This is a genomic window from Blastomonas sp. RAC04 (assembly GCF_001713435.1).
Classification (GTDB): Bacteria; Pseudomonadota; Alphaproteobacteria; order Sphingomonadales; family Sphingomonadaceae; genus Blastomonas; species Blastomonas fulva.
On record NZ_CP016460.1, the window covers coordinates 700,368 to 714,508 of the forward strand.

The following is a 14,141-nucleotide window of genomic DNA, read 5'->3' on the forward strand; positions in this document are numbered from 1 at the left end:
GCGATGACGGGCCAGTTCGTACTGCCCTTTGCGGCAGCCGGACCGGATGGCGACAGCGATTTTCTGGTCACCGAATCGAATCGTGCGGCGATCGACCGGCTGTTCGACTGGACCCGGCTGCCCTTTGGTGCGGCGGTGCTGATCGGCCCGCCCGGATCGGGCAAGACCACCATCGGCCGCGCGTTCGTCACAGGATCGGGCGGCTGCTTCATCGACAATGCCGATGGCGAAAGCGACGAGACGCTGTTCCACGCCTGGAACCGGGCGCAGACCCAGGGCGCGCCGGTGCTGTTCGCCGCGTCCCTCCCGCCCGCGCAGTGGGGCATCCGGCTGCCCGACCTGCTGTCGCGGCTGGGCGCATCGCTGCTGGTCGAAATTCCGCCACCCGACGAGGAAATGACCGCACTGCTGCTACAGAAGCTGCTGGCGCGGGCAGGGCTTGCGCTGCCCGATGCGCTGGCCGCTTATGCCGCGCTCAGGGTCGAGCGATCCTATCCGGCCATCTGCCGGCTGGCGCACATGATCGACGAGATGGCGCTGGCAATGCAGCGCCCAATCGGCCAAAGACTGGTGCGCGACGCACTGGCAAACTTGGCAGGAACCGATGGCGGCTCATCCGACACAGACTGAACAATCTGGCCCGGCAGATCCTGCCGAATCGGCCCGCCGCTATTTCAACCGCGAACTCAGCTGGCTGGCGTTCAACGACCGGGTGCTGGAAGAGGCGTGCAATCCGCGCCACCCCCTACTCGAGCGGCTGCGCTTCCTGTCGATCTCGGGAAACAATCTCGACGAGTTCTTCATGGTGCGCGTGGCTGGGCTCGTTGGGCAGGTGGCAGAGCATGTCGAGGAGCGCTCCGCCGACGGCCGCACGCCTGCGCAGCAGCTGGTCGAAATCGAGCGCGCGGTCGACAGGCTCAATGCCGCTCAGCAACAGGTTTGGAGCGATCTGCGGGCCGAACTGGCGACCAATGGCGTGGTCGAGGCCGATGTCGATGATCTCGACGACGTCAACAAGGCATGGCTGCGCGAGCATTTCGTCACCCAGATCTTCCCGGTGCTCACCCCACAGGCGCTCGATCCGGCGCATCCGTTTCCGTTCATCCCCAACAAGGGACTGAGCCTGATATTCGACCTCAAGCGCCGGTCGGACGGCAAGACGGTGCGCGAGCTCGTGATGCTGCCCGCCACCATGCCGCGCTTCGTGCGGATCGCGGGCGACAAGGGCTGGCATGTCGCGCTCGAAAAGATCGTCGTCGCCTTCGCCGACAAGCTTTTTCCCGGCTATGATGTGCGCGGATCGGGCCTGTTCCGCATCATCCGCGACAGCGATATCGAGGTCGAGGAAGAGGCCGAGGATCTGGTGCTGTACTTCCGCAATGCGCTCAAACGGCGCAAGCGCGGGCAGGTGATCCGGCTGGAAACATCGCGGCTGATGGACAAGGGGCTGGCCGAGCTGCTGGACGACAATCTGCTGCAGGAGGGCGGCAACAAGTCGTCCGACGATGGCTTTCTGGGGATCGGCGATCTCGCCGCATTGGTCGAAGAGGACCGGCCCGATCTCAAGTTCCCCGCCTTCACGCCACGATTTCCTGAACGAATCCGAGAACATAACGGCGATTGCTTTGCAGCGATCAGAAGCAAGGACATCGTCGTCCACCACCCGTACGAGAGCTTCGAGGTGGTCATCGCGTTCCTCAAACAGGCAGCGCAAGACCCCGATGTCGTGGCGATCAAGCAGACGCTGTACCGCGCCGGCAAGCAGTCCGCGATCATCAACGCGCTGATCGCGGCGGCAGAGGCCGGCAAGTCGGTCACCGCGGTGGTCGAGCTCAAAGCGCGCTTCGACGAGGAGCAGAACCTGCTCTGGGCGAGCGCGCTCGAGCGGGCCGGGGTGCAGGTGGTCTATGGCTTTATCGAGTGGAAGACCCACGCCAAGATCTCGATGGTGGTGCGCCGCGAGCCCGACGGCTTCCGCACTTACTGCCACTTTGGCACCGGCAATTACCACCCGGTGACCGCGCGGATCTACACGGATCTCAGCTTCTTCACCGCCGATCCCCGCGCCAGCCGCGATGCGGCGCAATTGTTCAACTACATCACCGGCTATGTCGAGCCCGAGCAGCTCGAACTGCTTTCGATGTCGCCGCGCGACATGCGCCGCGACCTGATCGCGCTGATCGATCATGAAATGGAAGAGGCACGCGCCGGGCGTAAAGGCGCGATCTGGGCCAAGATGAACTCGCTGGTCGATCCGGCGATGATAGAGAAGCTCTATGCCGCGAGCAGCGCGGGCGTGCAGATCGAATTGGTCATCCGCGGTATCTGCTGCCTGCGCCCGGGCGTTGCGGGCCTCTCCGACAACATCCGCGTCAAGTCGGTGGTCGGGCGCTTCCTTGAGCACAGTCGCATCTGGGCGTTCGGCAACGGCGATGCGCTGCCCAACGACCGGGCCAAGGTGTTCATCAGTTCGGCCGACTGGATGCCGCGCAATTTCGACCGGCGGGTGGAATACATGCTGCCGATCCAGAACCCGACGGTGCACGATCAGGTGCTCGAACAGGTGATGGTCGCCAATCTGCTGGACAACGAACAAAGCTGGGAGCTGGACGGCGATGGCCGCTACATCCGCATCCGTCCCGACGACAAGCCGTTCAACCTGCACCGCTATTTCATGACAAACCCGTCGCTGTCCGGACGCGGCACTGCGCTCAAGAACAGCGATGCGGTGCCCAAGCTCAGCCTCCATCGCCGCGCCCCACGCGAGGATTGACCGGACCCTTATGGATTTTTTCATCCGCAAACAGAACCAGCCGGCGCATCTCTATCGCACGGCGATCATCGATATCGGTTCGAACTCGGTGCGTCTGGTCGTCTATTCGGGGCCGCGCCGCAACCCGGCGCTCATCTTCAACGAGAAGGTGATGGCGGGGCTGGGTCGGTCGCTGGCGGACACCGGCACGATCGATGCCGCCGCGATGACGCGCGCGATCGAGGCGCTCGAGAGGTTCCGCATCGTCGCGCGCGAAATGGATGTCGACGAGACCGTGTGCGTCGCGACCGCGGCAGTGCGCGATGCCAGCAATGGCGACGAGTTCACGCGAAAGGCGCGGGCATTGGGGCTGGATATCATCATCCTGTCGGGCGATGACGAGGCTCGGATCTCCGGGCTCGGCGTGCTCTCGGCGATCCCGCACGCCGACGGCATCGTGGGGGATCTGGGGGGCGGCAGCCTCGACCTTGCACGGGTCAGCGGCGGCACGGTGGTCGAAACCGCGACGCTGCCGCTGGGCGTGCTGCGCGCCGCGGCGGTGCGGCAGGGCGATGGCATGACGCTGGCCTCGGCCTTCCGCAAGATGGTCGCGCCCTATGCGTGGCTGCGCGAGCATCCGGGCAAGCCCTTCTATCTGGTGGGCGGGTCATGGCGTGCCTTTGCCCGGTTGGACATGCACCTTACCGCCTATCCGCTGCGGGTGCTCAACGAGTATCGGATCGATATCGCGCGGCCCGAAGCGGTGCTCACCGGGTTTCGCGCCATGGATCGCGACGCGGTGCGCCAGGCGACGGGCCTCGCGCCCTCGCGCATCGAGACATTGCCCGATGCGATCGCGCTGCTGCGGCTGATGCGCGATCATATCAGCCCCAGCGAGTTGATCGTGTCGTCCTATGGCCTGCGCGAAGGATTGCTCTACGCACGGATGGATGACGACGTGCGCCAGCGCGATCCGCTGCTGGTGGCGGCGGACCGCTACGGCCAGCTCCAGTCGCGCTTCGGCGAGGATTCGCAGCCGCTGTTCGACTGGATTTCGCGGATATTCCCCGAGGACCCGCCGCACTGGCAGCGCTGGCTCAAGGCGGCGTGCCATCTTTCTGATGTTGCGTGGCAGGCAAGCCCCGATTTCCGCGCCGAACGTGGGCTCGAGATCGCGCTGCACGGCAACTGGGTGGGGATCGATGTGGTCGGACGCTCAATGATCGGCCAGGCACTTTATACCAATTTTGGCGGAGGTCCGCGCCCGTTCCCGCTCGATTTCCACGTCGCCACGCCCGAGATGCTGGAACGTGCGATCGGTTGGGGACTGGCGATGCGCCTGGCGCAGCGGTTGGGTGCGGGCACGCACGATGTCCTCAAGCGCAGCCATCTGCAGCGGGTTGGTGACGCGTTGCACCTTGTGCTCGATCCCGCGGACCGGGCGTTGTACGGCGAGGTCGTCGAGCGGCGGCTACGGCGTCTGGCGCAGTTCATGGGCCTTCGGGCAGGACTTAGCCTGAGTTGATTGGGCCGGGGTCTGGTAAATCGACCCACCATCCTCTATTTAGGCAGCTACCACAGGCGAAGGAACGGCGCATGTTCAGCGCATTGAGCGAATATCTGGATTCCATCCGCGCGCGCGATCCCGCCCCCCGATCCCGGTGGGAGATTCTGCTGTACCCTGGCGTGCTGGCGCTGGGCCTGCACCGGGTCGCGCACTGGCTGTTCACCGGCGAGCTCTATTTCCTCGCGCGGCTGGTCAACCACATCTCGCGCTTTCTCACCGCGATCGACATCCATCCCGGCGCGCAGATCGGTCGCTTCCTGTTTGTCGACCACGGCTTTGTCGTGATCGGCGAGACCGCGGTGATCGGCGACAATGTGACCATCTATCAGGGCGCGACGCTGGGCGGGCGCAACCCCACCGATGGCGTGGGCGGCAAGCGCCACCCGACCATCGAGGATGACGTGATCGTCAGCCTGGGCGCGGCGATCCTTGGCCCGCTTACCGTCGGCAAGGGTGCGCGCATCGGTGCGAACGCCGTCGTCACCCGCGATGTCGCCCCCGGGTCGGTAATGGTCGGCATTCCGGCGCGCCCCACGCCGGTCGATGCGGCGGAAAAGCAGCGCGGCTTCGTGCAGTACGGCACGCCGTGCAGCCAGACCTTCGACCCGTCCACGCAGAAGCTGGAATTGCTGCAGTGCGAGATTCTGCAGATGCAGGAGCGGATCCGCCAGCTGATGGAAGAACGCGACGAGGCCCGCAAGGCCGTCCGCGGCGCCGAGCTCAAGGGGCCCGATCGCGATAGCGGGACCGCAGCCTGACATGAGCCGTAACACCGAGGTCGCGGCTTGAACCCGGGCGGCAACGTCTCCCTGTTTCCGCTGACCGGCGGAACGGCGAACCAGACCGGCTTTGACCGGCAGGAACTCAATCGCATTCTCGATCTGTACGGACGCATGGTCGCCGCCGGAATGTGGCGCGATTACGCGATCGAGCTAGGCCGCGATGCGGCGATCTTCTCATGCTTTCGCAGGGCCACCGAACGGCCCGAATTCCGCATCGAAAAGCGTCCTGCGCTGCGCCGCAAGCAGGGCATGTGGGCGCTGGTCGGCGAAGGCGGTGCGGTGCTAAAGCGCGGGCACGAGCTATCGGGCGTGCTTGCCCCGCTCGAGCGCAAGCTGGTGCGCGTCGTCGAATAGCGCGCGCCTCTCGCTCAGCCGTCCAGTTCGTGATCGCCATGCGGCTCGAGGCTCGCCTGGTGCAGCAGATGCCCCAGCCAGGCCGCGACCACGCACATCGCCGCGCTGAGCAGCAGCTGATAAATCACCTGCAACCCGGCCAGGCTGAGCCCGATGGCGATCAGCGAGCCGATCACCATCGCGCCCGAATTGACGATGTTGTTGGCCGCGATGGTGCGTGCAGCCTCGCTCTTGTGCACCGTGGTGGTCAGGAACGCGTACAGCGGGACGACGAACATGCCGCCTGCCACCGCGATCCCCAGGAGCGAGAGCAGCAGCGGAATGGCCATGGAGTGCCGGATGAACTCGCCCACGGTGAACAGCGATCCGGCGGTGTCGGGCACCCACTGGCGGCAGACGAAGAAGAAGGCGACCACGAACAGCCCCATCACGATCACCGACACGGGCGAATAGCGCGCCGAGACGGTGCCCTTGAGCAGCGCGTTGATCGCAACCGATCCGATCGCCACACCGATCGAGAACACCACCAGGAACAGGCTGGCGACCTCCTTGCTCGCGGTCAGCACGTTCTTGGCGAGCGGCGGGAACTGGATGAACAGCACCGCGCCGATGGTCCAGAAAAAGCTGATCGCGACGATGGCCAGGAACACCCGGCGCACCTTCATCGTCGCCTTGATCAGCGCGACCGAGGCGCGGATGAAGTTGTAGTCGAGCTTGGTGCGTTCGATCATGGCCGGGGCAGGGGGCACCTGTCGCCCCGTCATGTAGCCGATCATCGCGGTTATCACGACCGCGATGCCTGCGACCTCCACCGGGATCCAGCCTGCCAGGATGGTACCCAGCAGGATGGCGATATAGGTGCCCGCTTCCACCAGCCCGGTGCCGCCCAGAACCTCGTCATCGTTGAGGTGCTGCGGCAGAATGGCGTATTTGATCGGGCCGAAAAAGGTCGAGTGGATCCCCATCGCGAAAAGCGCCAGCATCATCAGCGGGATGGCGATGCTGTGCACGGCCATGCCGGCCCAGGCCATGTACAGCCCCGTGCCGCCGACCAGCATGATGATGATTTCGCAGAATTTGACGATGCGGATGATGGCAGCCTTGTCGCGCGTATCGGCCAGCTGCCCGGCGAGCGCCGAGAGCAGGAAGAACGGCAGGATGAACACCGCTGTGGCGATCGCGCTGAACCAGGTTTCGGCGGTTTCGTCGTTGTACACGCTGTAGACGACGAACAGCACCATCGCGTTCTTGTACAGATTGTCGTTGAATGCCCCGAGCAGCTGGGTCACGAACAGGGGGAGAAAGCGCCTCTTGTTCAAAAGCGCACCAGCGGATGCCATGCCGTCAATTCCTCTGCGATTAACCCGCCGACCTTGCGCTGCGCTCCATCCCGATGCGGGTGGCCGGGCAGCGGCAGGTCGTGGCCGGGGTATCGGGATGGATGCCGGGCCGGTCAAGCCATTTCCATCCTGCGCAAATGCCGTTAAGAGGCTCGCACCCTATGCTGACACTGCCCAACATATTGACCCTCTCGCGCATCGTGACCGTGCCTCTGCTGGCCGCCCTGTTGTGGTGGCCTGAATGGGCGACCGGCTATCTGCTGGGCTTTGTCGTCTATTGCCTGATGGGCATCACCGATTATTTCGACGGTTATCTGGCACGTGCCCAGGGGGCGGTGTCGCGGCTGGGCATTTTCCTCGATCCGATTGCCGACAAGATCATGGTGGCGGCGGTCATCCTGATCCTGTGCGCCAACAACGATATCGACGGGCTGCACGTCATCGCCGCGCTGATCATCCTGCTGCGCGAGATCACCGTATCGGGCCTGCGCGAGTTTCTGGCGGGGCTGCAGGTCTCGATGCCGGTGTCGCAGCTGGCCAAATGGAAGACCACGCTGCAGCTGCTCGCGCTTGGCACCCTGATCTTTGCCGGCGGCTTTCCCGAGCATCTGTGGATGCAGCAGCTGGGAATCGCCGCATTGTGGACCGCCGCGATCCTGACATTGGTCACCGGCTGGGATTATCTGCGGGTCGGCCTGAAGCACATGGATTAGCCCAAATTCTCCCCTACCGCTTGCGGGAGGGGCAGGTTCAGCTTGCTGAACCGGGGTGGGCTGGGAGCACAATTGGTTGTGGCGCAGGCCCACCCCGTCCTCGCCTTCGGCTCAGACACCCCTCCCGCAAGCGGGAGGGGAGATGAGGCATTTACCCCGCGCACTTCCCTTCGGCATGGCCACGGCGCAGGATGTCCGCCAGCATCCGGAACTCCTCGGCGCGGGGGCTGTTGCGGCGCCAGATGATCGCAATGTCGCGCGAGGCGTGATCCGCCAGCAACGGCCGCGCCACGATATCGGTGTTGTTCAATATCCCCGCATCGATCGCGATCTGCGGCAGCAATGTGAGGCCCAGCTTGTTGTCGACCATCTGCACCAGCGTGTGCAGCGATGTGCCGAACATCATCGCACTGGCGCGCAGTTCGGGGCGGTTGCACGCGGCAAGCGCGTGGTCCTTCAGGCAGTGGCCATCCTCGAGCAGCAGCAGCCGAGATTCGTCGATGAGCTCGGGGCGCACGAATTCGGGCGGGTCGCGCGGGTCATCCTTGGGGAAGGCTACGTAGAGCGGATCGACGAACAGGGTTTCGTGCTCGACATCACCCGCCGGAAAGGGGAGCGCAAGCAGAACGCAATCGACCTGGCCGTGATGAAGAGACTCGACTGCGGCGCTGCTGACTTCCTCGCGCAGGAACAGCTTGAGCTCGGGCTGCTCGCGGCGCAGGCCGGGAAGCAGCCGGGGCAGCAGGAACGGGGCAATAGTGGGGATGACGCTCATCCGCAGATCGCCCGACAGCGGCTTGCCCGATGAGCGCACGAGGTCGGAGAGCTCTTCCGCCTCGCGCAGGATACGGTGCGCCTTGGCCACGACCTTGTTGCCCAGCGGCGTGAATCGCACCACCCGCCGGGTCCGTTCGACCAGCACCACGCCCAGCAGCGTTTCCAGCTCGCGCAGCCCCGCCGACAGCGTCGACTGCGTCACGTAACAGGCATCTGCCGCCTTGCCGAAATGACCATGCTCTTCCAGCGCGACGAGATATTGCAGCTGTTTGAGAGTGGGCAGATATGACGTCATGGCTGCTCCGCAAGCGCAGCGGCGACAGCGGCATCGGCATCCGGCTCGGCTTCTGCCGCAAGTTCGGTGCGCGTCATCTTGATCCGGCCATCGGCGATGGCAAACGCCATCCGACCCTCGACCAGCGCCAGCGCATCGCGGCCGAACTGTTCGAACCGCCAGCCTTCCAGGATCGGCAGGTTCTTGCGCACACCCGCCGCCAGCGCTTCCAGATCGTCGCTGCGCGCGAGCAGCCGCGCGGCGACATCGATCTCGCGCGATCGGATCTTGAGCAGCAGCTTGAGCAGGTCAGCGACGAGCGCGCCTTCCTTTCCCAGTGCAGGGCCACGCGGGCTCTTGGGCGGCATTTCCGCCGGGCTGAGCGGACGCGCGGCGATCAGCGCATCCATCATCCGCGCGCCGATATCGTTTTCGCGCCACGCCGCGGACAGGCCGCGCACCTTGCCCAGATCGGACTGGTGCGAGGGCGGATGCGCCGCGATGTCGGCAAGCGTCTCGTCCTTCATGATGCGCCCGCGCGGCAGGTTCTTGTCCTGCGCCTCGGTCTCGCGCCACCAGGCGAGCGCGCGCATGCGGCCGAGGATCTGCGCGCTGCGGCCCGGCGGACGGATACGCTGCCACAAAGTGTCGGGATCGGGCTTGTACTGGCGCGGATCGCCCAGCTTTTCCATCTCGATATCCAGCCACGCACCGCGCCCGGTGCGGCGCAATTTGTCGAGCATCTTGGGGAAGATCTTGGCCAGATGGGTGACATCGCCGATGGCATAGTCGATCTGGCGGGCCTCTAGCGGCCTGCGCGACCAGTCGGTGAAGCGCGCACCCTTGTCGACCGTCAGTCCCAGCCAGCTTTCGACAAGGTTGGCATAGCCTATCTGCTCGGCCTGGCCGAGCGCCATCGCGGCAACCTGGGTGTCGAACAGCGGGGTGGGGGTCTTGCCGGTGAGGTTGAAGATGATCTCGATGTCCTGGGGTCCTGCATGGAAGACCTTGAGGACCTCGGGATTCTCGGTGAGCAGGTCGAGCAGCGGGCTCAGATCGATTCCCGGTGCCTTGGGATCGATGGCCGCAGCCTCTTCCAGATTGCCGATCTGTACCAGGCACAGCTCGGGCCAATAGGTGTTCTCGCGCATGAACTCGGTATCAACCGCGACAAAGTCGGATTGGGCCAGACGCGTGCATAGCCGCGCGAGGGAATCGGTGTCGGTAATCAGTGGGTGAATCTGCATGTTGAACCTATACAGCGTGCGAAGAATGTCGCAAACTGCGAGCGGGTCCATAATGAATCAGCGCAAGGATAGTTGTCCCTGACGCCGATCGGAACAAACATCCATCCATCCATCATGTAATGCGTGCCTCGTTGGGCGCGGGGGAAAAGTCATGTGGGTTTATCATGTGGTCATAATTATTCTCATTTTGATGCTAATAGGGCAGATGCTGGCTGCAGGTGGCGATACCTTTCTGGTTCTTGATAATTCAAGGCCGGTAGGAGGTGATCGCGAAGTATTGACAATACTGGCCTGGGGGTTCGCGACCCGCGCCGGGCGCAGCGCCTGCATCAGCGATCCGGCCGGGCGCGGGATTAACGACATGCGCTTCTCGATGAACTTCGGCCAGATCCTGCTTTCGGTGGTGACCTTGGGCATCGTCCGCCGGGTGAACATCGATTACCGCATGTTCGCGGGCAACAGCCCGGTGGAGGAGGCCTGATGCCCGCGCCGCACCGTCATGGCGCGCTGCGCTGGACCAATTATCACGGCACCGAATCCGCCGACCTTGCCGATCTGGTCGAACTCACCAACAGCACCGCCGAATCCGGGCGCGACGCCTTGCGCGAGGTGGCGCGCGATGTGCTGGCACTGCTGCAGCAGGCGCGTGCAGCCGGCATCCATGTCCGCCCGCTCGGATCGGGCTGGTCGCCTTCGCCGATCAGCATTGTCCATGGCGGCTGGCTGGTCGAGACTCGCCGGATCAACCGTTGTTTTCGCCTGGACAGCGACGATGTCGCGTCGGGCGTGGATGCATCGCGGCTGATGCTGGTGCAGGCCGGTGCCACGGTCGACGAGGTCAACGACAGCGCCGAGGAAATGGGTCTGTCCCTGGTCACCGGCGGCGCCAGCAACGGCCAGACGCTGGCGGGTGCGGCGGCCACCGGCACGCATGGCAGCGTGCTGAGCGCAGGCGGTATCCAGGACCATATCCGCGCACTGCAGGTGGTCACGCCCTCGGGCATTTTCTGGGTGGAGCCGCAGCAACCGTTGATGACTCCGGGCTTCGTTGCCAACACCGGCAGCACCATCCTGCGCGACGATGATGTGTTTGCCGCGTGCGTCGTCGCGGTCGGCGCGATGGGCTTCGTCACCGCGATGGTGATCGCATGCGAGCCTATCTACATGGTGCGCAACATCCAGAAGCGCGCCCGGCTGACGCGTGAACACGTCACCCGGCTCGCCGACGGCGATTTTCGCGGGTTTTCGCGCGAGCTGGGGCTGGATGAGGACCCGTACTTTGCACAGGTGATTCTCAATCCGTTTGACCCCTTCGACAAGGACGCGTTGCTGCGACTGCTCTACCGCCGCGCCTACGACCCTGCGATTCCGCCACCGCCACGGCCGCTGGCAGGGGCAGGCTATGACGCGCTGACGCTGATCGGCAAGGCGATGGCGGGGTTCGATCTGTTCCGCGCCGATGTCCTGCAGCTGGCGATGCGCGCAGGCTATGCCGTCCAGCGCGATGTCGACGATCCCGAAGCGGTGGCGACCTGGGGTAACACTACCGAGCCGCACAACCCGATCGCCAATCTGTTCAACGGATCGGTGACCATGGCGCGCGCGGACCTCGAACGGGCATTCGATCCGCTGATCGAGGCGTTTCTGAGCGGGGGTGGGGGCACCGTGGTGACGCTGCGCTTCATGAAGCGCGCGGCGGGCCTGCTCGCGCCCGCACGGTTCGACGAGAATGTCGTCATCGATTTCGACGGGCCCCGTAGCGATGTCAGCCACCGCAGCTATCGCGCGGTCGTCGCCAGGCTCGATGCGCTGGGCATCCGCTTCACGCGGCACTGGGGCAAGACCAACGACCTGGATGCGGCGCGGGTGGCGCATGATTATGGCGCGGATTACCACCGGTTCAGGGCCGCGCAACGCCGGATGATGCCCGATCCCGGCGATCTTGCCGTGTTCGGCAGCGATTGCCTGACGCATCTGGGGCTGATCTGAAACGGGGCAGCGCGCGGCAAAGGGGTGTGGGGCGGGCGCACAAAGCTTGACAAAATGGCGGTGGCGCGGTGTTAGCCGCACCATCGGCCTGCCTTGCACCGTGCAGGGCCCTGGCACCTCTTGTCTCGATCAGGATTGACGGTTTTCCATGCACGCATATCGCACCCACAGTTGCACCGCGCTTCGCGCATCCGATGTTGGCCAGCAGGTCCGCCTTTCGGGCTGGGTCCATCGCAAGCGCGACCATGGCAATCTGCTCTTCATCGACCTGCGCGACCATTACGGCCTGACCCAGATCGTCACCGATTCCGACAGCCCCGCTTTCGCCGCGCTCGAGCGGCTGCGCGTGGAGAGTGTCGTCACGGTGACCGGCACGGTTGTCGCGCGCTCGGCCGAGACCGTGAACGCGGGCCTGCCTACCGGCGAGATCGAGGTGCGCGCAGGCGAGGTGATCGTTCAGTCGGCTGCCGAAGAGCTGCCGATGCCGGTCGCGGGTGAGCAGGAATATCCCGAGGATATTCGCCTGCGCTATCGCTTCCTCGATCTGCGCCGCGAACGCCTGCACCGCAACATCATGCTGCGCTCGCAGGTCATCGCCAGCTTGCGCAAGCGGATGGTCGACCAGGGCTTTACCGAATTCCAGACCCCGATTCTCACCGCATCGTCGCCCGAAGGCGCGCGCGATTATCTGGTTCCCAGCCGCGTCCACCCCGGCAAGTTCTACGCGCTGCCCCAGGCACCGCAGATGTTCAAGCAGCTGCTGATGGTCGCGGGCTTCGACCGCTATTTCCAGATCGCGCCGTGCTTCCGTGATGAGGACGCGCGTGCCGACCGCAGCCCGGGCGAATTCTACCAGCTCGACCTCGAGATGAGCTTCGTGACGCAGGACGATGTGTTCGCGGCGCTGGAGCCCGTGCTCGGAGGCGTGTTCCGCGAGTTCGCCAACGGCAAGGCCGTCACCGAAGGCGCATTCCCGCGCATCCCCTATCGCGAATCCATGCTCAAATACGGATCGGACAAGCCCGACTTGCGCAACCCGCTGGTGATCAGCGATGTGACCGACCACTTCAAGGGATCGGGCTTTGGCCTGTTCGACAAGATCGTGGGCTCGGGCGGCAAGGTGCGCGCAATCCCCGCTCCCGGCGCCGGCGCGATGAGCCGCAAGTTCTTCGACGACATGAATGACTGGGCGCGCGGCGAAGGCCATGCTGGCCTTGGCTACATCAACATCCGCGACGGTGTCCCCGGCGGCCCGATCGCCAAGAACCATGGCGAGGAAGGCACCGCCAAGCTGATCGCAGAGCTCGGCCTCGGCCCCAATGATGGCGTGTTCTTCGCGGCGGGCAAGGAGCTGCAGGCGGCGAAGCTCGCAGGCGCGGCGCGCACGCGCGTGGGCGAGCAGCTGAACCTGATCGAGCAGGGCGTGTTCAAGTTCTGCTGGATCGTCGACTTCCCGATGTTCGAATATGACGAGGACGCCAAGAAGATCGACTTCAGCCACAACCCGTTCTCGATGCCTCAGGGCGAGATGGAAGCGCTGGAGACGATGGACCCGCTCGATATCCTCGCCTGGCAGTACGACATCGTCTGCAACGGCGTCGAACTGTCCTCGGGCGCGATCCGGAACCACCGTCCCGACATCATGTACAAGGCGTTCGAGATCGCCGGCTACAGCAAGGAAGATGTCGAGAAGAACTTCTCGGGAATGATCAACGCGTTCAAGTACGGCGCGCCGCCGCATGGCGGCTCGGCACCGGGTGTCGATCGCATGGTGATGCTGCTCGCCGACGAGCCCAACATCCGTGAGGTCGTGCTGTTCCCGATGAACCAGAAGGCCGAGGACCTGATGATGGGCGCACCGTCGCCGGTCAGCCTCAAGCAGCTGCGCGAGCTCAACATCCGGGTGGCAGAGACGCCCAAGGGCTGATGACACTCTGTCCCACGGGCGCAGATTGAAAAAACTGTGAAACTGTGATACTGTGCTGGTCATGAAGAACGTGACCATCGCACTGGATGACGAGACCCACCGGCTGGCGCGCATCTGCGCCGCCGAACTGGGCACGTCGCTCTCGGCGATGGTCAAGGCGTATCTGCAGGGCGTCGCGGCGGGCGATGCTCCTGCCGCGCCGCCGCCAGCCGGAGCGCGAGAAATGCCGCAGACCTGCGTTGCCGCGCCTTCGCTGCCTCCGGTGAGCGAATTCGTGCCGCTGAAAAAGCCCCGGCAGCCGGGCGCACTGCGGGGGCAGAACCGGATGACGGATGATTTCTGTGAAACCCCGCAATGGCTGATCGATGCCATGGAGGGCAAGGACGACGACAAGTTCTGGCCTGCCGACTAGACAAGGC

13 protein-coding genes are annotated in these 14,141 nt (G+C 64.6%); 10 read left to right on the top strand and 3 right to left on the bottom strand.

The features are described 5' to 3' along the window. The first annotated feature begins 3 nt into the window (after positions 1–3). The 5 genes from BSY18_RS04390 (at position 4) to BSY18_RS04410 (ending at position 5,455) form a co-directional block, all read left to right on the top strand. A complete protein-coding gene (locus BSY18_RS04390) occupies positions 4–630 on the top strand; it encodes a DnaA ATPase domain-containing protein (RefSeq protein ID WP_054133064.1) in 627 nt (208 codons plus the stop codon). Further along, complete coding sequence (locus tag BSY18_RS04395) at positions 605–2,773, top strand: RNA degradosome polyphosphate kinase (RefSeq protein ID WP_054133063.1); 2,169 nt, start codon at positions 605–607, stop codon at positions 2,771–2,773. Before BSY18_RS04390 ends, BSY18_RS04395 begins: the two co-directional genes overlap by 26 nt. Positions 2,774–2,783: 10 nt before the next feature. After that, positions 2,784–4,277, top strand: a complete 1,494-nt coding sequence (locus BSY18_RS04400) for a Ppx/GppA family phosphatase (protein ID WP_069049778.1) — start codon at positions 2,784–2,786, stop codon at positions 4,275–4,277. Between the two features lie 71 nt (positions 4,278–4,348). Continuing rightward, entirely contained in the window at positions 4,349–5,077 is a 729-nt protein-coding gene (gene epsC / locus BSY18_RS04405; RefSeq protein WP_054133061.1) for a serine O-acetyltransferase EpsC, read from the top strand. A gap of 27 nt (positions 5,078–5,104) precedes the next feature. Then, complete coding sequence (locus tag BSY18_RS04410; protein WP_054133060.1) at positions 5,105–5,455, top strand: DUF2794 domain-containing protein; 351 nt, start codon at positions 5,105–5,107, stop codon at positions 5,453–5,455. Between the two features lie 14 nt (positions 5,456–5,469). On the opposite strand, the gene BSY18_RS04415 is transcribed toward BSY18_RS04410, so the two are convergent. Further along, a complete protein-coding gene (locus BSY18_RS04415) occupies positions 5,470–6,795 on the bottom strand; it encodes an MFS transporter (protein WP_054133059.1) in 1,326 nt (441 codons plus the stop codon). Between the two features lie 161 nt (positions 6,796–6,956). Between BSY18_RS04415 and pgsA the strand changes: the two genes are divergently transcribed. Further along, the gene (gene pgsA, locus BSY18_RS04420; RefSeq protein ID WP_054133058.1) at positions 6,957–7,508 is read left to right on the top strand and encodes a CDP-diacylglycerol--glycerol-3-phosphate 3-phosphatidyltransferase; all 552 of its coding nucleotides are present in this window, start codon (positions 6,957–6,959) and stop codon (positions 7,506–7,508) included. A 151-nt stretch (positions 7,509–7,659) separates the two neighbouring features. Here the strand turns inward: pgsA and BSY18_RS04425 are convergent, their stop codons facing one another. Both BSY18_RS04425 and rnd read right to left on the bottom strand, forming a co-directional pair. Continuing rightward, entirely contained in the window at positions 7,660–8,580 is a 921-nt protein-coding gene (locus BSY18_RS04425) for a hydrogen peroxide-inducible genes activator (RefSeq protein ID WP_054133057.1), read from the bottom strand. After that, a complete protein-coding gene (rnd, locus tag BSY18_RS04430) occupies positions 8,577–9,806 on the bottom strand; it encodes a ribonuclease D (RefSeq protein WP_054133236.1) in 1,230 nt (409 codons plus the stop codon). The genes BSY18_RS04425 and rnd overlap by 4 nt, the downstream gene beginning before the upstream one ends. Before the next feature lie 151 nt (positions 9,807–9,957). Between rnd and BSY18_RS20925 the strand changes: the two genes are divergently transcribed. The 4 genes from BSY18_RS20925 to BSY18_RS04450 all read left to right on the top strand — a co-directional run bounded on the left by BSY18_RS20925 (position 9,958) and on the right by BSY18_RS04450 (position 14,134). Beyond that, positions 9,958–10,287, top strand: coding sequence for a hypothetical protein (locus tag BSY18_RS20925; RefSeq protein ID WP_150126203.1), 330 nt, complete (start codon positions 9,958–9,960; stop codon positions 10,285–10,287). Continuing rightward, positions 10,287–11,795 carry an FAD-binding oxidoreductase gene (locus BSY18_RS04440; protein WP_069049780.1) on the top strand — a complete coding sequence of 503 codons (1,509 nt, stop codon included), beginning with the start codon at positions 10,287–10,289 and terminating at the stop codon, positions 11,793–11,795. The genes BSY18_RS20925 and BSY18_RS04440 overlap by 1 nt, the downstream gene beginning before the upstream one ends. A 148-nt stretch (positions 11,796–11,943) precedes the next feature. Continuing rightward, entirely contained in the window at positions 11,944–13,722 is a 1,779-nt protein-coding gene (gene aspS / locus BSY18_RS04445) for an aspartate--tRNA ligase (RefSeq protein WP_069049781.1), read from the top strand. Positions 13,723–13,783: 61 nt separating this feature from the next. Beyond that, on the top strand, positions 13,784–14,134 hold the full coding sequence (locus BSY18_RS04450) for a hypothetical protein (RefSeq protein WP_069049782.1): 351 nt from the start codon (positions 13,784–13,786) through the stop codon (positions 14,132–14,134). The last annotated feature ends 7 nt before the right edge of the window (positions 14,135–14,141 follow it).

Coding starts and splice junctions, on each gene's coding strand:
- BSY18_RS20925 (WP_150126203.1), top strand. CDS start 9,958: ATGTGGGTTTATCATGTGGTCATAATTATTCTCATTTTGATGCTAATA.
- epsC (WP_054133061.1), top strand. CDS start 4,349: ATGTTCAGCGCATTGAGCGAATATCTGGATTCCATCCGCGCGCGCGAT.
- BSY18_RS04440 (WP_069049780.1), top strand. CDS start 10,287: ATGCCCGCGCCGCACCGTCATGGCGCGCTGCGCTGGACCAATTATCAC.
- rnd (WP_054133236.1), bottom strand. CDS start 9,806: ATGCAGATTCACCCACTGATTACCGACACCGATTCCCTCGCGCGGCTA.
- BSY18_RS04450 (WP_069049782.1), top strand. CDS start 13,784: ATGAAGAACGTGACCATCGCACTGGATGACGAGACCCACCGGCTGGCG.
- BSY18_RS04390 (WP_054133064.1), top strand. CDS start 4: ATGACGGGCCAGTTCGTACTGCCCTTTGCGGCAGCCGGACCGGATGGC.
- pgsA (WP_054133058.1), top strand. CDS start 6,957: ATGCTGACACTGCCCAACATATTGACCCTCTCGCGCATCGTGACCGTG.
- BSY18_RS04400 (WP_069049778.1), top strand. CDS start 2,784: ATGGATTTTTTCATCCGCAAACAGAACCAGCCGGCGCATCTCTATCGC.
- aspS (WP_069049781.1), top strand. CDS start 11,944: ATGCACGCATATCGCACCCACAGTTGCACCGCGCTTCGCGCATCCGAT.
- BSY18_RS04415 (WP_054133059.1), bottom strand. CDS start 6,795: ATGGCATCCGCTGGTGCGCTTTTGAACAAGAGGCGCTTTCTCCCCCTG.
- BSY18_RS04425 (WP_054133057.1), bottom strand. CDS start 8,580: ATGACGTCATATCTGCCCACTCTCAAACAGCTGCAATATCTCGTCGCG.
- BSY18_RS04395 (WP_054133063.1), top strand. CDS start 605: ATGGCGGCTCATCCGACACAGACTGAACAATCTGGCCCGGCAGATCCT.